The following is a 19438-nucleotide window of genomic DNA, read 5'->3' on the forward strand; positions in this document are numbered from 1 at the left end:
CATCAGAATTTTTTTCAAAATCCGCTGATATTGCGTCCGAAGATACACACAGTATATTTGAAAAAGAACTCTAAGGGAAAGTGGTTGCGGGGGCCGGATTTGAACCGACGACCTTCGGGTTATGAGCCCGACGAGCTACCAGGCTGCTCCACCCCGCGTCCGAAAACGTGGCGAATATTACGCCGAACATGCATAAAATGCAAGTAATACTGAGATTTGGTACCGAGGACGGGACTTGAACCCGTAAGCCCAATCGGGCACTACCACCTCAAGGTAGCGTGTCTACCAATTCCACCACCTCGGCACTTCTTTACAGACGACGACTCCACTTTCTGTCGCGTCGAATTGCGCTGACGACCTTACTGCTTACTGCGGGATATCACTGCTCGGCGTTGCCGGTTTGGCTGGCTGCGTCTGTTGAGACTGAGCCGGCGCCGTCAGATTTTCCCACTCACTTCCTTTAGCGCTTTTATTGGTGTTCAGGTTACCCAGAATCAAGCTAATGATGAAGAACAGTGCTGCTAAAATGCCGGTCATACGGGTCATGAAATTACCTGAGCCGTTTGAACCAAACAGTGTTGCAGATGCGCCTGCACCAAATGATGCTCCCATATCAGCGCCTTTGCCTTGTTGCAGCATGATCAGACCAACGAGGCCGAGGGCTACAATAAGGAAAACTACTAAAAGAGCTTCGTACATAATTAACCTGTTTCCTTGCGCGATAACTGCACATCAAAAGCTTCACACTAAACGATGGGAAATCTCGTCATCACCCATCTGAAGCGGGTGTGAATACTAACCAAAGGTGCTCACCTTCGCAAGTGCAATTTCAATCGCGCATGCTGATTGCAGAAAAAAACGCCATCCTGATGATTTAAGCGGCAAAACGCCGCTTTTTACCAAGAGTTAAGCAATAACTCATCCAGCCATCATGTTGGATCATCCTCACGCATACTGACCGCAGTAGCAGCGATGATTCCGTAGCGCAAACACTCTGGCAAAGCAGAGAATACCGCACGTCAAGCGGGCGGTATTTCATTGAGCTTTAGGTCGCACTTATACGGCTTTAACCGCATCGGCAATGCGATTGGCCAGCGCGGTAACCTGTTGCTCGTTTTCACCTTCAACCATCACGCGGATGAGCGGCTCAGTGCCCGATTTGCGCAGCAATACGCGCCCTCTTCCCGCCAGTTCTTTCTCAACTTCTGCGGTAACGGCTTTAACTGATGCTTCTTCCAGCGGGTCGCTTTCGCCCGAGAAACGCACGTTGACCAGAATCTGCGGCAACAATTTCATGCCGCTGCAAAGATCGTGCAGGCTCATATGATTGCGCACAATGGCAGTGAGCACTTGCAGGCCAGCCACGATGCCGTCACCGGTGGTGGTTTTGTCCAGCAAAATGACGTGCCCGGAGTTTTCCGCACCCAGACGCCAGCCTTTCTCCTGCATTTTCTCCAGCACATAGCGATCGCCAACTTTTGCACGAGCAAATGGAATGCCGAGCTGCTTTAACGCCAACTCCAGGCCCATATTGCTCATCAATGTGCCAACCACGCCGCCACGCAGTTGCCCCTGACGCAGGCCTTCACGCGCGATAATGTAGAGAATCTGGTCGCCGTCTACTTTCTCGCCAAGGTGATCAACCATCATGATGCGATCACCGTCGCCATCGTAGGCCAGGCCCAAATCGGCCTTTTCAGCGACAACGCGTTCTTGCAACATCCGTAAGTCTGTGGCACCGCACTCTTTGTTGATATTCATGCCGTCTGGCTGAGTGGCAATGGAAATCACCGTGGCGCCCAGCTCACGCAACACATTCGGAGCAATATGGTAGGTCGCACCGTTAGCACAATCCACTACGATTTTCAGACCGTTAAGGTTCAGTTCGCTGGGAAAAGTGCCTTTACAAAATTCGATATAACGGCCCGCTGCGTCCACAATACGGCTGGCGCGTCCCAACTCGGCTGATTCGACGCAGGTCAGCGGCTTTTCCATCTCCAGCTCAATCGCTTCTTCCACATCATCGGGCAGCTTGGTGCCTTCAGCAGAGAAGAACTTAATACCGTTATCATCAAACGGATTATGCGATGCCGAGATGACGATGCCCGCTTCAGCACGGAATGTACGGGTTAGATAAGCAATGGCCGGCGTTGGCATTGGGCCGGTAAACGCCGCCGAAAGACCTGCTGCTGCCAAACCGGCTTCCAGCGCGGACTCCAGCATATAGCCTGAAATACGCGTATCTTTGCCAATGATGATTTTTTTGGAGCCATGCCGTGCCAGCACTTTACCGGCCGCCCAGCCCAGCTTCAGAACGAAATCTGGCGTAATGGGCATTTCGCCTACTTTGCCGCGAATGCCATCGGTGCCGAAATATTTACGATTGCTCATGCCTGTTGTCCCTCTGCTCTCCGTGTCGCTTCGACGACTCTCATCGCCTCTACGGTTTCTTTTACATCATGAACGCGAACGATCTGCGCGCCCTGCATCGCGGCGATGACCGCACACGTCAGGCTACCTGTTAAACGCTGTGAAGGGCCGACATTCAGCAGCTGCCCGATCATCGATTTGCGCGACATGCCGACCAATAGCGGCAGTTCAAAGTGATGAAAATGGCCTAGCTGTGCCAGTAGCTGATAATTGTGGCTGAGATTTTTACCGAAACCGAAGCCGGGGTCGAGCAACAAGTTGCTCTTTTTAATGCCGGCTGTTTCGCATCTGGCGAGTTGAGCAGTAAACCAGCTATCGACTTCGGCTATCACATTTTGATATTGCGGTGCCTGCTGCATCGTTTGCGGGTCACCCTGCATATGCATTAAACAAACCGGCAAACCCGTTGCCGCTGCGGCTTCCAGCGCACCGGCTTCACTCAGTGAACGAATGTCATTGATAATGTGCGCGCCGGCCTGTGCAGCGGCGGTGATGACTTCGGGTTTTGACGTATCCACCGAAATCCATACCTCAAATCGTTGTGCGATCGCTTCGATCACCGGTATGACACGGTCAAGCTCTTCCTGCACGCTCACCGTATTAGCGCCTGGCCGCGTTGATTCGCCACCGACATCAATAATCGTTGCGCCTGCATTAACCATCTCGTTAACGTGCGTTAGCGCAGCAACCAGCGTGTTGTGTTGGCCACCATCAGAGAATGAATCAGGCGTCACATTGAGAATGCCCATCACATGGGGAAAGGATAAATCGAGATGGGAATCGCGTGCAAACAGCTTCATTTGCGTCTTCTCCTTGCGGCAACCGTTGAAAAAAGAATGAAAAAAACCCCGGACCAGCCGGGGTTTCATGATAACAAATCAGCAAGGGCTATTTGTTATATTGTTCAGACATCGTGTTGCCTGGGTTTGGCGTACGCGGGTCATCAACAGGGCGCGGCGCTTTCGGCGTGCCGTTGTTATCTGAATTACCGCTGGCACCCGGATCTTCCCAGCCTGCTGGCGGACGCACTTCGCGACGTGCCATCAGATCGTCAATTTGCGGTGCATCGATGGTTTCATACTTCATCAACGCATCTTTCATTGAGTGCAGGATATCCATATTCTCGTTGAGAATCTGGCGTGCACGCTGGTAGTTAGTTTCGATAAGGGATTTCACTTCCTGATCGATAATGCGAGCCGTTTCATCAGACATATGCTTGGCTTTTGCTACAGAACGACCGAGGAACACTTCGCCCTCTTCTTCTGCATACAGCAGCGGCCCAAGCTTCTCGGAGAAGCCCCACTGCGTCACCATGTTACGCGCCAGGTTTGTCGCCACTTTAATATCGTTGGACGCACCGGTCGATACACGTTCCACGCCGTAGATAATCTCTTCAGCCAGACGACCGCCATACAGGGTAGAAATCTGGCTTTCCAGCTTCTGACGGCTGGCGCTGATCGCGTCGCCTTCAGGCAGGAAGAAGGTCACACCCAGCGCACGGCCACGAGGAATAATCGTGACTTTATGTACCGGATCATGCTCTGGCACCAGGCGACCAATAATGGCGTGTCCTGCTTCGTGGTAAGCCGTTGACTCTTTTTGCGCTTCCGTCATCACCATTGACCGGCGCTCAGCACCCATCATGATTTTGTCTTTCGCTTTTTCGAACTCAACCATTGATACCACACGACGATTACCGCGAGCGGCAAACAGTGCAGCTTCGTTGACCAGGTTCGCAAGGTCAGCACCGGAGAAACCAGGCGTGCCACGTGCAATGATTGCTGCATCGATGTCGGTTGACAGCGGTACGCGACGCATATGCACTTTCAGAATCTGTTCGCGGCCACGGACATCTGGCAAGCCAACAACAACCTGACGGTCAAAACGGCCTGGACGCAGCAGCGCAGGATCCAGTACATCAGGACGGTTAGTGGCTGCAATAACGATAATGCCTTCATTGCCTTCGAAGCCATCCATCTCAACCAGCATCTGGTTCAGCGTCTGCTCACGCTCATCGTGACCACCGCCTAAACCGGCACCACGTTGACGACCGACCGCGTCGATCTCATCAATAAAGATGATACAAGGCGCGGCTTTCTTAGCCTGTTCAAACATGTCACGCACACGTGATGCGCCAACACCGACAAACATTTCAACGAAGTCAGAACCAGAAATGGTGAAGAATGGCACTTTCGCTTCGCCAGCAATCGCTTTAGCCAGCAAGGTCTTACCGGTTCCCGGTGGGCCAACCATCAGCACGCCTTTAGGAATCTTACCGCCCAGCTTCTGGAAACGGCTCGGCTCGCGCAGATATTCTACCAGTTCGCTAACTTCTTCCTTGGCCTCATCACAACCGGCAACATCGGAAAACGTGGTTTTAATCTGATCTTCCGTCAGCATGCGGGCTTTGCTTTTACCAAAGGACATTGCGCCTTTGCCGCCGCCGCCCTGCATTTGCCGCATGAAGAAGATCCAGACGCCGATTAACAGCAGCATCGGGAACCACGAAATAAAGATAGAAGCCAGCAAACTTGGCTCTTCCGGTGGCTCGCCAACAACCTTGACGTTTTTAGTCAGCAGGTTATCAAGCAGCTTTGGATCGTTTACCGGAATGTAAGTCGTATATTTGTTACTGTCTTTTTTGGTTACGTTAATCTCACGCCCGTTAATACGTGCCTCGCGGACCTGATCCTGGTTCACTTCCGACAGGAAGGTTGAGTAGTCAACCCTACGGCCATTCGACTCGCTGGGCCCAAAGCTCTGGAAGACAGACATCAGCACGACTGCGATGACTAACCAGAGAATCAGGTTTTTCGCCATGTCACTCAAGGGATTAACCTCTTATTACAACTGTGTTAACAGACAGCGTAGGGCACGCTATATCCTTTGTCGCTAAAATCGCCTGAAAAAGGCAATGATTTCAGCTTATGGCTATGGTTTGCGCCCTGTCGCTACAATATACACTTCACGCGATCTGGAGCGCGAAGCGTCCGGCTTACGAATTTTCACTTTCGTAAACAGGGAGCGAATTTCCCGCAGGTATTCATCGAAGCCATCTCCCTGAAACACTTTCACTACAAAACTCCCACCCGGCGCCAGTACATCTCGACACATCTCGAGCGCCAGTTCAACCAAATACATCGATCGTGGAATATCTACGGCAGGTGTGCCGCTCATATTAGGTGCCATATCTGACATGACAACCTGAACTTTTGACTCCCCTACTCGCTCCAGTAAAGCAGCAAGTACGGCTTCGTCGCGGAAATCACCCTGAAGGAAATCAACACCAACGATAGGATCCATAGGCAGAAGATCGAGGGCAATGATGCGCCCTTTGTTGCCGATTTGGGTCACCACATACTGTGACCAGCCACCCGGCGCCGCGCCTAAATCGACGACGGTCATGTTGGGCTTGAAAATCTTGTCGCCCTGCTGGATTTCATCAAGTTTAAACCAGGCGCGTGACCGCAACCCTTTTTTCTGTGCCTGTAGCACATATTTATCGCTAAAGTGTTCCTGCAGCCAGCGGCTTGAGCTGGCCGAACGCTTTTTACCCGTCATACTTTTTCCAACTATTCTTCATCGATGCGATAAATAACCGCACAAATCGGCACGCCGATTTGGTGATATACCAGAGATGGCGGTAGAATGAACCGTTTTCAATCCCAAAGTAAGTAAAAAATACGATGAATCTGAGTACCAAACAAAAACAGCACCTGAAAGGTCTTGCCCATCCACTGAAACCTGTCGTGATGCTGGGTAACAATGGCCTGACCGAAGGTGTGCTGGCCGAAATCGAACAGGCGCTTGAACACCACGAGCTGATCAAAGTGAAAATTGCCACTGAAGATCGCGAAACCAAAAATCTGGTTGTCGAGGCTATCGTGCGCGAAACACGCGCCAGTAACGTTCAGGTCATTGGCAAAACGCTGGTGCTGTTCCGCCCTTCTAAAGAGAGCAAAATTTCTCTACCGCGTTAAGCGCGAGAGAAAGTGACACGCTCCAGCCAGGGATAAAAGGCCGCACCGCGGCCTTTTTCCTTTCTTTACAATGCATCGCGCTTATCAGCGTAACAGAAGTGCTTAGAGATACTCTACCTTCAGAATCTCATACTCGACGTCGCCACCCGGTGTTTTGACCACGGTCACATCATCCACTTCTTTACCAATCAGTCCGCGCGCCATCGGTGAGTTCACCGAAATCAGATTTTGCTTAAAGTCTGCTTCATCGTCGCCGACGATGCGATAGGTCGATTCTTCATCGGTATCGACATTCAGCACGCTAACGGTTGACCCAAAAATGACTCGCCCGTTGGCACTCATTTTCGTAACATCAATAACCTGCGCATTAGAGAGTTTTGCTTCAATCTCCTGAATGCGGCCTTCACAGAATCCCTGCTCTTCACGCGCAGCATGGTATTCCGCATTCTCTTTCAAATCGCCATGCTCACGCGCATCCGCAATTGAGGCAATAATTCGGGGGCGCTTAACGGTTTTCAGCTCTTCAAGCTCTTCACGCAGCTTTTCTGCGCCCCTTAACGTCATCGGAATTTGGTTCATCTTGATACCCTCGTTGTCGTTCCTGTTTATACCAGGTGTCCATCCTGACAGCTGAACGCAAAAGTCACCTTCTGCAGCGCCTACACAGGTTTTGCAAACAAAAGTATCCTGACCCGGAAAAGTTTCCAGGCCAGGAAATGGTTTTGCATTTTGATACGTATTTTAACCCAGAGTTCAGCCTGGGTCATCGTTTACTTTCCACCTCAATGCACCGTAGTATGGTCGCCTTCTTCCGTCAGTTACCGCGAGATTATGCGATTTTCACGACTTGTTACCGGATTAACCTGCGCATTTATGCTGCAAGCCCAGGCAGCTCCCATTGAGGATTACATGCAGTATTTGCCTGATGGCGCGAACCTCGCACTGATGGTACAAAAAGTAGGCGCATCGGCACCGATTATCGATTACCACAGCAAACAGATGGCCCTGCCCGCCAGCACCATGAAAGTGGTGACCGCGCTGGCCGCACTGCTTGAGCTGGGTCCCGATTTTCGTTTTCAGACGACGCTGGAAACGCATGGCTCACTTTCTGACGGCACCTTAAACGGCGATCTAATCGCGCGCTTTGGCGGTGACCCAACGCTCGGCCGTCAGGACACCCGCAATATGGTGGCGCAGCTTAAAAAGCAGGGCATCACGCATATCAAAGGTAACCTGGTGATCGATACCTCGGTCTTTGCCAGCCACGATGAAGCCCCCGGCTGGCCATGGAACGATTTGACCCAATGTTTTAGCGCGCCCCCCGCCGCGGCAATTATAGACAAAAACTGCTTTTCCGTGTCGCTCTACAGTTCGCCCACCGCTGGCGAAAATGCCTTTATCCGCGTTGCCGATTACTATCCGGTAACCATGTTCAGCCAGGTGAAAACGCTGGGTAAGAACTCTGGTGAAGCGCAGTACTGTGAACTTGATGTGGTGCCGGGCGAACTGAACCGCTACACGCTCACTGGCTGTATGCGCCAGCGTGCTGAACCGCTGCCGCTGGCCTTCGCTATTCAGGATGGTGCAGCCTGGTCAGGCGCGATTCTTAAAGCCCAATTGCGCGCTGCCGATATCGACATCAGCGGTCACGTGGTGCGTCAGGCGCGTGAAACCCCTGCCGGTACCGTGCTGGCACAAAAACAGTCAGCGCCGTTGCATGATCTGTTAAAAACCATGTTGAAAAAGTCAGACAACATGATCGCCGACACCGTTTTCCGCACCATTGGCCATCACTATTTTAACGTGCCCGGTACCTGGCGTGCGGGATCGGATGCGGTGCGCCGGATTTTGCAGGCCAAAGCGGGCGTTGATATGGGCAACAGCATTCAGGTTGATGGCTCAGGGCTGTCACGTCACGATTTGATCGCGCCTGATACCATGATGCAGGTGTTGCAGTACATTGCGAAAAATGATCAGACGCTCAACTATATTTCGATGCTGCCGTTAGCGGGCTACGATGGCACGTTGCGTTATCGCGGTGGTCTGCACGAAGCGGGAGTGGATGGCAAAGTGTCGGCGAAAACCGGCTCGTTGCAGGGCGTTTATAACCTGGCGGGTTTTATCACCACCGCCAGCGGTCAGCGCGTGGCCTTTGTGCAGTTCCTGTCAGGTTATGCCGTGCCGCCAGAAGATCAGCGTATTCGCAGAGTGCCGCTGGTGCGATTTGAAAGCCGTCTCTACAAAGATATCTACAGTAATAACTGAGGCTGAGTGCATTAGCCACAGGATAAACAGGGCGGCGCAATGCCGCCCTGTTCGATCAGAAGTGCGTATTGACGCTAACGTAGTAAGTGCGGCCTGATTCGTTGTAGGTGTTGGCACCCGCGCCATACATCCAGGCGTTGGTCGCCGAGTTGCCGGTGGTCTGCGCGTTGCCTTCACGATAATGCCGCTTATCAAACAGATTATCGACGCCCAGCGTCACGCTGGCATACTTATTAACATCATACGTGCCGCTCAGGCCGACGATAGAGTACGGGCTCACCTCATCTTTCTCACTGCCGGTAACCGCATCACCTTTGTAGTTATACTTCTTCGGCGTTTGCGTGCCGTACCAGGTAAGGGTTGATTGCAGGGAAAGATCCGGCATAGCCTGCCAGCTTAGCGTTGAGTTGAGGGTATATTCCGGAATAATCGACAGGCGATCGCCGGTCTCTTTGTTTTTACTCTGCAGCATATAAGTGATGTTGTTGTTCCAGCTGATGCTGTCGCTGACCGGCAAATTCAGCGTACCTTCCAGGCCTTCAACCACCGCTTTAGGGACATTTTCCCATTTATAAACATCAGCTGCGCCGCCTGAGGAAACGCCATCCGGCGTGTAGCCCGCCTCAATTTTGTCGCGATAGTCGTTGCGGAACCAGGTGACGCCCGCCTGATAACCGTCGCGTTTCCATTCCAGCCCGACTTCTTTATTGATGCTGGTTTCAGCTTTCAGATCGTCGTTACCCATCAGATAACAGGCACCCGCGCTGTCGGCGCAGCCCTGGCCGCGACTGTAAAGCAGATAGTTGGGGTTGGTTTGATAGAGGCCTGGCGCTTTATAAGCCCGCGCAATGCCCAGTTTCAGCGTGACATCATCGCCCAGCCCCTGCGACAGGTTCAGCGACGGGCTCCAGTTATTGCCAACAATCGAGTGGTGATCGAAGCGCAGTCCCGGCACCAGCATGGTGCTGTCGGTGAGCTCAATATTGTCTTCCGCGAACAGCGAGAAAATTTCCGCCTGTGAATAAGGGCTGCGATCAGTGCCGGAAATCCCGTCCACCGCGCCGCTCATAAAGGTTTGCGTGTTGGATGACGCATCCTTCATCTTCTGCTGATTCCACTCGGTGCCGAAGGTGGCGGTTTGATTCACGCCCAGCTCGAAAGGTACGCTGATTTCACTGTGCAACAGCACATCGTTTAGCTCAATGGTGGAGAAGTCGCTGTTGGCGAAGATCCCTTCTGTTCCACCAGCCAGCCCTTCATTCATACGCGAGTTACGTGTGTTCTCATACTGAGCGTAACTGCGGGTGCTGATGCCATTATCCCAGGCGCCGGTCCAGGTCAGCGCAAAGTTCTGGCGATAGAGCCGATTGGTTTCATCGCCGTACTTGCTCTGCACCAGCGCGCTGGTATTGGTGTTTTGCGTATCGCCAGCATAGAGGTTACCCTGGCGGCTGTAGCCCGCCTCGAACTCCAGCGCCTGCATCGGAGCAAAAGCCCAGCGCAGCAGCGCATTAATGTCTTTATTAACTACGCCTTCGCGCCCGGCGGGTACCGTGCTGGCGTAGCTGCCGGTCCGCAACGACTGATGACCTTCATTGATAAACTGCGCATCGGCCTGGGTTTTTGCCAGGCCGCCATATAGCCGGAAGCTGACATCATCGCCGAGCGGGCCTGAAAGGCTGAAGTTAGTGCGTTTGGTGGCACCCTCTTCATCATGTTGCGGCGCGTTGTAATAGGTGTTCCAGGATCCATGCCAGTCGTTGGTGTCTTTTTTGGTGATGATATTGACCACGCCGCCCGCGGCACCGTTACCATAGCGCGCGGCGGCCGGTCCACGAATCACCTCAATGTGGTCAATCATCTCCGGCGGCACCCAGCTGCTGTCACCGCGGGTATCACGCTCGCCGCGCCAGCCAAGTCGCACCGAGTTTCGGCTGCTTACCGGCAGGCCGTCCACCATGATCAGTGTGTTTTCCGGGCCCATGCCGCGAATATCGATCTGCCGGTTATTACCCCGCTGGCCGCTGGTGGAGTTGCCGGTCAGGTTAACGCCCGGCATGGTACGGATAATCTCGGAGACGTCGCGCGCCGGGGGCCGCTTCCTGATCTCCTCAGCGGTGATAGTCGAAACGCCAGGCGCCTGCATATTCTGCTGGGCCGCGGTGACCACCAGCGTGCCATTTTCAGCATCCGTTTGATCGGTAGTCGTACTGCCTTCGGCCGCATGCGCGCCACCGATAAGCCCCAGTTCAAGCAAAACAGCAAAAGAGAGTCGGGAGAGTTTTTTCATTATGTTATTCCTGAGCAACCTGCATCGGAGAAGGGACGCGGTAACACGATGATGTCGTTTGATAATCCTGCCCGGGAGTGCTTTTCCGCGGTCGTCAGCCAACGCTGAAAACACCGACACGCCACTGCGGATAATGCGGAAAAAAGCCGCGCCTGAACGGGCGGAAACACCCTATTGCAAATGCAAATAATTATCAATAGTATTATTCATTACATTATCGCGGGCCGCTTACGCGGAAGAAATGACACACGCTGTATGACGTTATTAAGCAATGAGACCGGCAGTGAAAGCTGGTGGCAGGCGCAAAAACAGGCGGGTATTCCGCGAATTGAACCGGCAGACGATCGCCATTTTCGCGTCACGTTCTTCTGGCGCGACGCCGACGGTAGTGAAGCAACCTCTCCTCTGCGCCGCGTCTGGCTGAATATTACCGGCGTCACCGATCATCATCAGCGTGCTGTTCCACGCTCACTGCAGCGCGTAACCGGCACCGACGTCTGGCTGGGAAGCTATCTCCTCCCAGCAACCTGGCGTGGCAGTTACAGCCTGATTCCCGATCGCCAGGCGCGCGATTTTAACGGCGAGCCGGACATGATGACGCTGCGTGCCTGGTGGCGTGACTTGCTTCCTGCCGCCCAGGTCGATTCGTTAAATCCGCTACGCAGCTGGTGCGGCGGACGCGGCAATGGCGTGTCACCGTTGCATATGCCGCTCGCGCCCGATCAGCAACTCTGGGAGGCGGTAGATCGGGGCGAGGAAATGCACATCGCGCCGCCGCATGACTGGCAGAGTGCGCGTTTGGACAATCGTCGCCGTATCTGGATCATCGAGACCGGCGCACCGCACGCCGATCGCCCCCTGGCTATCCTGCTGGATGGGCAGTTCTGGGCAACAAAGATGCCCATCGCCGGCCCCTTGCATACGCTGACGCAACGCGGCGACCTGCCGCCCGCGGTTTACATTCTGATTGACGTCATTGATACCGCTCACCGCAGCGCCGAGCTGCCCTGCAATGCCGATTTCTGGCTGGCGGTTCAACAGGAACTGCTGCCGCAGGTGCAGACCACGATTCCCTTTACCGTCGATCCACACCAAACGCTGGTGGCGGGCCAGAGCTTTGGCGGCCTGTCGGCGGTGTATGCGGCGCTGCACTGGCCACAGCGTTTCGGCGCGGCAATCAGCCAGTCGGGATCGTTCTGGTGGCCCGATCGGGCGCTTAATGCGGCGGATCAACAGCCTGGCTGGCTCAACGGTCAGATCGCCGCCGGTTTGGGGCAAGGTCAGGCACAACGTTTCTTTATTGAGGCAGGTAGCCGGGAACCTCTGGTGCTCACCGCCAACCACGATCTTCATCATCGGCTGACCGATGCCGGACATCAGGTCAACTATCGCCTGGTTGAAGGCGGCCACGATGCGCTGTGCTGGCGCGGTGGCTTACTCGATGGGCTAACGTCGCTGTGGCAACGGTGCTAACCGTCACACCAACGGGTTTTATTGCAGGAGAATGACATGGAACATCTCAACCCTTTTGACGATGCGCAGCTGGAATGCCAGGTGCTGAGTAACGCACGACGGCAATATAGCCTGTGGCCCGCTGGCTATCCGCTGCCTGCGGGCTGGCAGCCGGTATTTGGACCACAACCGCGCGCCGCCTGCGACAGCTGGCTGGCTCAACACTGGCAGGAGCCTACGCAAATCGGGGGGCATCATCATGTCTGAAACATTAACGCCACAACACAGCGTGCAGCTGGCACCGATGCCGCTGGTTGCTGCCCAGCCCGGTATCTGGATGGCCGATCAGCTCTCTGCGCAACATAACGCCTTTGCTGTCGCTCATTACGTCGAACTGAATGGTCCTCTCGATCTGTCGTACCTGTCACAAGCGATCGTGCTCGGCATGCAGGAAGCAGATACGCTGAACATGGCATTTGGCGAGCAGGATGGCGTGCCCGTGCAGTGGCCGCAGCCGCAATCGTTCAGCGCCCCGGCGATGCACGATTTGCGTCAGCACGCCGATCCGGTTGCCGCCGCGCGCCAGCTGATGCAGCAGGATATGGCTGGCGATTTGCGTGTGCTGAGCGGTGCGCCGCTCTGGCATCATCAGATTCTGCGCGTTGGCGAGCAGCGCTGGTTCTGGTATCAACGCTTTCATCATCTGGTGGTTGACGGCTTTAGCTTTACCGCCCTGACCCGCCGCATTGCGGCGATCTACAGCGCGTTATGCCAGCAACGGCCGCCCGAGCCGACGCCGTTTATTCCTTTCCGTGAGGTAGTGGAAGAGTATCAGCGCTATCAGGCATCCGCCGCATGGCAGCGTGACCAGGCGTTCTGGCAGCAGCAGGGCGCGCTTCTGCCGCCGCCTGCGTCCATTTCCCTGAAGCCGCTAAGCGGCGAAACCGCCAGCACCGCTATCCTGCGCGAAACGATCGCGCTTCCGCGTGATGCCTTCAGCGCACTGGTGGCAGAAGGTCAGCAACAGCACCTCAGCGCCGCAGATATGGCGATTGGTCTGGTGGCGTTGTGGCTGGCGCGTCTCAGTGGACAAAACGATTTTTCAGCGGGCTTCATCTTTATGCGCCGCATCGGATCGGCGGCGCTCTGCGCGACCGGACCGGTGATTAACGTCTTGCCGCTGGCCGTGCAGCTTGATGACAGCCAGCCGTTGAGCGCTTTTGCCGCCTCGCTGGCAAGCCGTCTGAAAAAGCTGCGTCGTCATCAGCGCTATGACGCCGAACAGGTGCAGCGCGATCTCGGTCGTATTGGCGACGGTGAGCCGCTTTATGGCCCGGTGATCAACCTGAAGATGTTTGATTATCGCCTTGATTTTGCAGGTATTGAGGGCATCACCCATCAGCTGGCTTCCGGGCCGGTGCGCGATCTGGAAATTGCGATCTATCTCAGCGAACAGGGTGATATCTCGCTGGAGCTGTTGGCCAACGCCGCGCGTTATGACCGCGCCACGCTGCAGCAGCACGCGCGCCGGCTGCCGCTGATGCTGCATCAACTGGCAGCCCAGCCCACGCTGAGCTGCGCGGCAGTCGATCTGTTGATGCCGGAAGAACAGCAGCGTATTGACGACATCAACCACACCGCGCAGCCGCTGCCCGCTGAAACGCTGGCCAGCCTGCTGGCACAACAGGCCGCGCGCACGCCACAGGCGCCTGCGCTGGCGGATGCGCGGCACCGGCTAACCTATCAACAAAATCATCAGCAGGTGATCGCTCTGGCGCAACAGCTGCTGGCAGCGGGCGTGACACGCGGTGACATTGTTGCCGTTGCCCTGCCCCGATCGGTGTTCCTGTCGCTGGCCCTGCAGGCGATCGTCAGCGTGGGTGCCGTCTGGCTACCGCTTGATACCGGTTATCCCGACGATCGCCTGGCGTTGATGCTTGAGGATGCTGCGCCGCGCCTGTTGCTTACCGACAGCGCGCTGGCCCAGCGTTTTGCTGTGCTGGCTGCGGTGGATCAACTGCATTATCAGGCGCTGCTGCCGGTGGTCGAGGCGAGTCCGTTGCCGATGCCAACGCCGCAAGATGCCGCCTATGTGATCTATACCTCTGGCTCAACCGGCCGCCCTAAAGGCGTGGTGGTAGGCCATGAAGCGATCGTCAATCGTCTGCTCTGGATGCAGGATCGTTATCCGCTGAACGCCACCGATGTGGTGCTGCAAAAAACACCTGGCAGTTTCGACGTGTCGGTGTGGGAATTTTTCTGGCCGCTGCTGGTGGGCGCGCAGTTGGTGATGGCACCGCCGGAAGCGCATCGCGATCCTGAGGCGTTGCAACAGCTGTTCAGCCAGCATCGGGTCACCACCACACACTTTGTGCCGTCGATGCTGGCCGCATTTATGGCGTCGCTGACCGATGATGAAGCGGTGGCGCGCTGCGCCAGCCTGCGCCAGGTTTTCTGCAGCGGTGAAGCCTTGCCCACCGCGCTGTGCCGACAATGGGAACAGCTTACCGCCGTGCCGCTGCATAATCTGTATGGACCAACGGAAGCCGCGGTGGATGTTAGCTGGTATCCGGCATTTGGCCCTGAGCTGGCGGCGGTGACCGGTGCCAGCGTACCGATCGGTTTTCCGGTGTGGAATACTGGATTGCGCATTCTTAATTCACGCTTGCAGCCGGTACCGCCGGGCATCGCGGGCGATCTCTATCTCACCGGCATCCAGCTGGCGCAGGGTTATCTGGCGCGTCCCGATCTCACCGCCAGCCGCTTTGTGGCCGATCCTTTCCAGCCGGGCGAGCGCATGTATCGCACCGGCGACGTGGCCCGCTGGCTGCCTGATGGCGCGGTGGAATACCTTGGACGCAGCGATGATCAGCTCAAAATTCGTGGTCAGCGCATTGAGCTCAATGAGATCGATCATGCGCTGTGCTCCCTGCCTGGCATTGAACAGGCGGTTACGCACGCCTGCATACTGGGCCAGCAGGATGCCGCTCAGGGCGATGCCCGCCAGTTAGTGAGCTATGTGATTGCCCGCGATCCTGTCGACGGCGATGCACTGCGCCAGCAGCTAGCCACACTGCTACCGGCGCATATGGTGCCAGTCGCCATCGTTCAGCTGGCGGAATTTCCGCTGAGCGTTAACGGCAAGCTGAACCGCACCGCGCTGCCGCTGCCTACTCAACAGGCTGCCCATGCCAGCCGTGCGCCACTGCCTGGCATCGAACAGCAGATCGCTGCGGCATTCTGCCAGCTACTGGGCTGCGAGAGCGTTAGCGCCGACGACGATTTCTTTGCCCTCGGCGGCCATTCACTGCTGGCGATGCGGCTGGCCGCGGGCCTGCGTAAAATCCTGAACCGTCCGGTCAGCGTTGGCCAGATCATGATCGCATCAACGGTGGCCAAACTGGCCCGGCAGCTAACAGAAAATGCAGAAGAGGCGGTAGCGGCTGGCTTCGACGCGGTGCTGCCGCTCCGTGAAAGCACCGGCCCACGGCTGTTCTGCTTCCATCCGGCATCCGGCTTTGCCTGGCAGTTCAGCGTGCTGCAGCGCTATATCGATCCACGCTGGTCGCTGACCGGCATTCAGTCGCCGCATCCGCATGGGCCTTTGCAACACAGCGCACACCTTGATGCGGTATGCGATGCGCATCTGGCGACCGTGCGCCGCGTGCAGCCGCAGGGGCCTTACTACTTCATCGGCTATTCGCTCGGCGGTACGCTGGCGCAGGGCATCGCGGCGCGTTTACAGGCGCTCGGCGAAGAGGTGGCGTTCCTCGGCCTGCTCGATACCTGGCCGCCGGAAACGCAGAACTGGGATGAGCGACGCGGTGAGAACGTACTGGATCAGGCGGTACTGGATGAGGTTAATCGTGAGCGTGAGCAGTTTCTTGCTGCACAGCGTAATGCCGCAGGCGAGGAGATGGCAGATCTGTTCAGCGCCATAGAGGCCAACTATGCTGATTCGGTGCGTCTGCTGACCACCGCACGCAGCGCCTGTTTTTCCGGTAAGGCGACGTTATTTCTTGCGGAGGAGACGCAGCAGCCGGGTCAGGATCCGCAACGCGCCTGGGCGCCCTTTGTCGGCAGCCTTGAGATCTGGCCGCAGCCCTGTGCGCATGTCGATATCATTTCGCCACCGATATTTACCCGCCTTGGGCCGCAGTTGAACCAGCTGCTTAGCCGGTTCTGACTTTTACGCCGCCGCGAGGCGGCGTTATTTCTTCCGGCCCAGCGGCACAATCAGCGGCGTGTGAGAAACCGGATCGTCGATAATGGTACAGCGCAGCCCAAATACCGCTTCTATCAACGCTTCATTGACGATCGCTTTTGGCGCCCCCTCTGCCAGAATCTGCCCGTCGCGCATGGCGATTAAATGTGTGGCGTAACGGCAGGCGTGGTTCAGATCGTGCAGCACCACCACCAGCGTGCGGCGATGGCGCTGGTTAAGATCCTGCATTAGCTCCAGCAGTTCAATTTGATGAGCAATATCAAGCCAGGTGGTCGGCTCATCGAGCAGCAATAACGGTGTTTGCTGCGCCAGCACCATGGCGATCCATACGCGCTGTCGCTGGCCGCCAGAGAGCGTATCCACCGTTTGTTGCGCCAGGTTTGCCACGCCGGTGGCCTGCATCGCTTCCTGAACCGCCTGTTCATCGGCCGCCTGCCAGCGGCTGAACAGCGACTGATGCGGGTAACGTCCGCGCGCCACCAGTTCGCTGACGGTGATGCCGTCTGGCGCGGTCGAGGTTTGTGGCAGCAGGCCTACCCGACGCGCCACCTCTTTAGTGGGATAACGCGCTATCGCTTCGCCATCAAGAAACACCTCGCCCGCCTGCGGTTTCATCAGGCGGCTCAGGGTGCGCAACAGCGTCGACTTACCGCAGGCGTTTGGCCCGATAATCACCGTAAGCTCACCATCGGGAATGGTCACCGACAGATCGCGGGCAATAAGGCGTTTTTCATAGCCGAGCGTGAGCCGTTCGGCTCGCAGACGTGAATTCATTTGCGTCGGGACTCCCGCACCAGTAAAGCCAGTAAATAGAGACCACCAAGGCTAACGGTGATCACGCCGACCGGCAGCTGATAAGGCTGAAACAGCCGCTGGGCTGCGAAATCCGCGCCCAGCAGCAGCAGCGCACCGCACAGCGCTGACATCGACAACAGCAGCCGCAAACTGCCGCCCAGGCGGCGGGCGATCTGCGGTGCCACCAGCGCCACAAAGGAGACAGGGCCAACCAGCGCAGTCGCCGCCGCGGTAAGCATCACACCCACCAGCATCAGCAGCATGCGCGTTCGTTCAACCGGTACGCCCAGCGCGCAGGCGCTTTCATCGCCCATCTCCAGCAGCCGCATGCGACGTGCCAACAGACCTGCGCCCAGCAGCGCCAGCACAATCAGAGTGCCGGTCAGCGGCAATTTCGCCCAGGTTAAGCCATTCAGGGAACCGGCGCTCCATAACCCGGCACTCAGCGCGGCATCCAGTGAGGCGCTAATCACCAGCCAGCTGTTGAACGCCATTAACAGCGCCCGTATGCCGATGCCAACGATAATCAGGCGAAAGGTATCGGCGCCGTTACGCCAGGCGAGCAGCCATACCAGCAGCGCGGTGGCGATACCGCCCACCATAGCGGCTGCGGTCATGCCGCCCATGCTCTGGTCAAACAGCACCAGCGCGACCAGCACACCGGTATAGGCGCCGGTGTTAAAACCGAGAATATCCGGGCTGCCGAGCGGATTACGTAACAGCGACTGAAAAATAGCACCGCTGACGCCGAGCGCCGCGCCAATCAGCAGCGCCGTCAACACGCGAGGCAGCCGCCAGTCGATCACGATCAACGCCACATTGCGCGGCGCGCTACCGGTCAGTGCCTGCCAGACCTGAGCAGAGGTGAACGCCAGATTACCGCTTTGTAGAGCCAGCATACCCAGCGCGAAACACGCCGCCAGCAGCAGCCATGGCCAGAGAGCACGCATCGTTATCGTCTCCCCATCTGCTGGCGCACCAGCACAATCAGCACCGGCGCACCGATAAAAGCGGTCACGATGGAAACGCGCAGTTCACCGGGCACCAACAGGCGACCGATAATGTCGGCAGCCAACAGCAGGCAAGGCGTTAACAACAGGGTAATGGGCAGCAACCAGCGATGGTCGTCGCCCGCCAGACGCCGCGCAATATGCGGGGCCATCAGGCCAAGAAAGGCGATCGGGCCGACGGCTGCGGTGGCTGCGCCGCACAGCAACGTAATGGCAAGCAGGCCAGCCAGCTGGGTGCCAACCACGCGCGTGCCCAGCGCGGTAGCCAGTTCGCCGCCCATGCTCAAACTGTTCAGTGGTTGCGCCAGTGTCAGTGCCAATAGTGTGCCGATGGCAATCGCTGGCGCCACGATGGCCAGCATCGACATGCTGCGAATATCCAGCGAACCGGTGTGCCAGAAGCGCAGATGATCGTAAATCTGCGGATTGAGCAAAGAGATACCGGAGGTCAGTCCCTCCAGCACGGCACCCAGCGCCACGCCCGCCAGGGTCAGCCGCACCGGATTGGCACGTCCGCCGCCGATAGCACCGGTGAGCGCCACCAGCAGCGAGGCGAGCAGTGCACCACCGAAGGAGAACCACAGCCAGGCCGCTGGCGTATCGGCGCCAAACAGCGCGATGCCGATCACCACGGCAAAGCCGGCACCGGCATTGATGCCTAAAATACCGGGATCGGCGAGCGGATTGCGCGTTAGGGTTTGCATCAGCACCCCAGCAAGGCCCAGTGCGGCACCGGCCAGCCAGCCAGCCAGCGTGCGCGGTATGCGTGCTTCACGCACGATCAAGCAATCCGCGCGATGACACTGGCTGGTCAGCGCGTCGGCAACCGTTTGAAGCGGGATAGATTTGGCGCCCAGCATTACGCTCAACGCCGAAAGGATGATCAACAGCAGTAACAGACCTGTGATTCCGCCAGCCTGGCGCATTACGCTCTCCGCTTTCGGCGGCCCGTTGGCCGCGGTGCAAATATGATAATGATTGTTATTATCGT

General features: G+C 56.6%; 15 protein-coding genes and 2 tRNA genes. 5 read left to right on the forward strand and 12 right to left on the reverse strand.

Going from position 1 to position 19438, the window contains the following annotated elements:
* Positions 1 to 81: 81 nt before the first annotated feature.
* The 7 genes from ACJY2L_RS15595 to rlmE form a co-directional block, all read right to left on the reverse strand.
* Positions 82 to 158: transfer RNA gene (locus ACJY2L_RS15595), tRNA-Met, on the reverse strand.
* A 59-nt stretch (positions 159 to 217) separates the two neighbouring features.
* Positions 218 to 304, reverse strand: a tRNA-Leu gene (locus ACJY2L_RS15600).
* Positions 305 to 366: 62 nt separating this feature from the next.
* Positions 367 to 699, reverse strand: a complete 333-nt coding sequence (gene secG / locus ACJY2L_RS15605; protein ID WP_067427564.1) for a preprotein translocase subunit SecG — start codon at positions 697 to 699, stop codon at positions 367 to 369.
* Between the two features lie 357 nt (positions 700 to 1056).
* Positions 1057 to 2391 (reverse strand): phosphoglucosamine mutase, encoded by a 1335-nt coding sequence (gene glmM, locus ACJY2L_RS15610; protein ID WP_187487545.1) that lies wholly within the window; start codon positions 2389 to 2391, stop codon positions 1057 to 1059.
* Positions 2388 to 3230: a dihydropteroate synthase gene (gene folP, locus ACJY2L_RS15615; RefSeq protein WP_439214440.1), complete on the reverse strand. Its 843-nt coding sequence runs from the start codon at positions 3228 to 3230 to the stop codon at positions 2388 to 2390. Before folP ends, glmM begins: the two co-directional genes overlap by 4 nt.
* Positions 3231 to 3318: 88 nt before the next feature.
* Positions 3319 to 5250, reverse strand: coding sequence for an ATP-dependent zinc metalloprotease FtsH (gene ftsH / locus ACJY2L_RS15620; protein ID WP_067427559.1), 1932 nt, complete (start codon positions 5248 to 5250; stop codon positions 3319 to 3321).
* 111 nt (positions 5251 to 5361) lie between these two features.
* Positions 5362 to 5991, reverse strand: a complete 630-nt coding sequence (gene rlmE, locus ACJY2L_RS15625) for a 23S rRNA (uridine(2552)-2'-O)-methyltransferase RlmE (RefSeq protein ID WP_067427557.1) — start codon at positions 5989 to 5991, stop codon at positions 5362 to 5364.
* Positions 5992 to 6116: 125 nt separating this feature from the next.
* Between rlmE and yhbY the strand changes: the two genes are divergently transcribed.
* Entirely contained in the window at positions 6117 to 6410 is a 294-nt protein-coding gene (yhbY, locus tag ACJY2L_RS15630) for a ribosome assembly RNA-binding protein YhbY (protein WP_067427555.1), read from the forward strand.
* A gap of 102 nt (positions 6411 to 6512) precedes the next feature.
* Here the strand turns inward: yhbY and greA are convergent, their stop codons facing one another.
* Positions 6513 to 6989, reverse strand: coding sequence for a transcription elongation factor GreA (gene greA / locus ACJY2L_RS15635; RefSeq protein ID WP_439214441.1), 477 nt, complete (start codon positions 6987 to 6989; stop codon positions 6513 to 6515).
* Between the two features lie 252 nt (positions 6990 to 7241).
* Here greA and dacB point away from each other — a divergent pair, with 252 nt between their 5' ends.
* Entirely contained in the window at positions 7242 to 8675 is a 1434-nt protein-coding gene (gene dacB / locus ACJY2L_RS15640; RefSeq protein ID WP_439214442.1) for a serine-type D-Ala-D-Ala carboxypeptidase, read from the forward strand.
* A 55-nt stretch (positions 8676 to 8730) separates the two neighbouring features.
* Here the strand turns inward: dacB and ACJY2L_RS15645 are convergent, their stop codons facing one another.
* On the reverse strand, positions 8731 to 10965 hold the full coding sequence (locus ACJY2L_RS15645) for a TonB-dependent siderophore receptor (protein ID WP_439214443.1): 2235 nt from the start codon (positions 10963 to 10965) through the stop codon (positions 8731 to 8733).
* Positions 10966 to 11220: 255 nt separating this feature from the next.
* Between ACJY2L_RS15645 and fes the strand changes: the two genes are divergently transcribed.
* The 3 genes from fes to ACJY2L_RS15660 are packed head-to-tail and all read left to right on the forward strand — an operon-like array spanning position 11221 to position 16603.
* Entirely contained in the window at positions 11221 to 12438 is a 1218-nt protein-coding gene (gene fes, locus ACJY2L_RS15650; RefSeq protein ID WP_439214444.1) for an enterochelin esterase, read from the forward strand.
* A gap of 36 nt (positions 12439 to 12474) precedes the next feature.
* Positions 12475 to 12684 (forward strand): MbtH family protein, encoded by a 210-nt coding sequence (locus ACJY2L_RS15655; RefSeq protein WP_067427545.1) that lies wholly within the window; start codon positions 12475 to 12477, stop codon positions 12682 to 12684.
* Positions 12677 to 16603: an enterobactin synthase subunit F gene (locus ACJY2L_RS15660; RefSeq protein ID WP_439214445.1), complete on the forward strand. Its 3927-nt coding sequence runs from the start codon at positions 12677 to 12679 to the stop codon at positions 16601 to 16603. The genes ACJY2L_RS15655 and ACJY2L_RS15660 overlap by 8 nt, the downstream gene beginning before the upstream one ends.
* Positions 16604 to 16627: 24 nt before the next feature.
* Here the strand turns inward: ACJY2L_RS15660 and ACJY2L_RS15665 are convergent, their stop codons facing one another.
* Genes ACJY2L_RS15665 through fepD form a run of 3 tightly spaced genes read right to left on the reverse strand, consistent with a single transcriptional unit; the run spans position 16628 to position 19373 of the window.
* Entirely contained in the window at positions 16628 to 17416 is a 789-nt protein-coding gene (locus tag ACJY2L_RS15665; protein WP_439214446.1) for an ATP-binding cassette domain-containing protein, read from the reverse strand.
* Positions 17413 to 18387: an iron-enterobactin ABC transporter permease gene (fepG, locus tag ACJY2L_RS15670; RefSeq protein ID WP_439214447.1), complete on the reverse strand. Its 975-nt coding sequence runs from the start codon at positions 18385 to 18387 to the stop codon at positions 17413 to 17415. The genes ACJY2L_RS15665 and fepG overlap by 4 nt, the downstream gene beginning before the upstream one ends.
* Positions 18388 to 18389: 2 nt before the next feature.
* Positions 18390 to 19373, reverse strand: a complete 984-nt coding sequence (gene fepD, locus ACJY2L_RS15675; RefSeq protein WP_439214448.1) for a Fe(3+)-siderophore ABC transporter permease — start codon at positions 19371 to 19373, stop codon at positions 18390 to 18392.
* Positions 19374 to 19438: the final 65 nt, after the last annotated feature.

Origin of the sequence: Duffyella sp. Ts4 (genome assembly GCF_051851875.1) — a bacterium.
Taxonomy (GTDB): Bacteria; Pseudomonadota; Gammaproteobacteria; order Enterobacterales; family Enterobacteriaceae; genus Duffyella; species Duffyella gerundensis.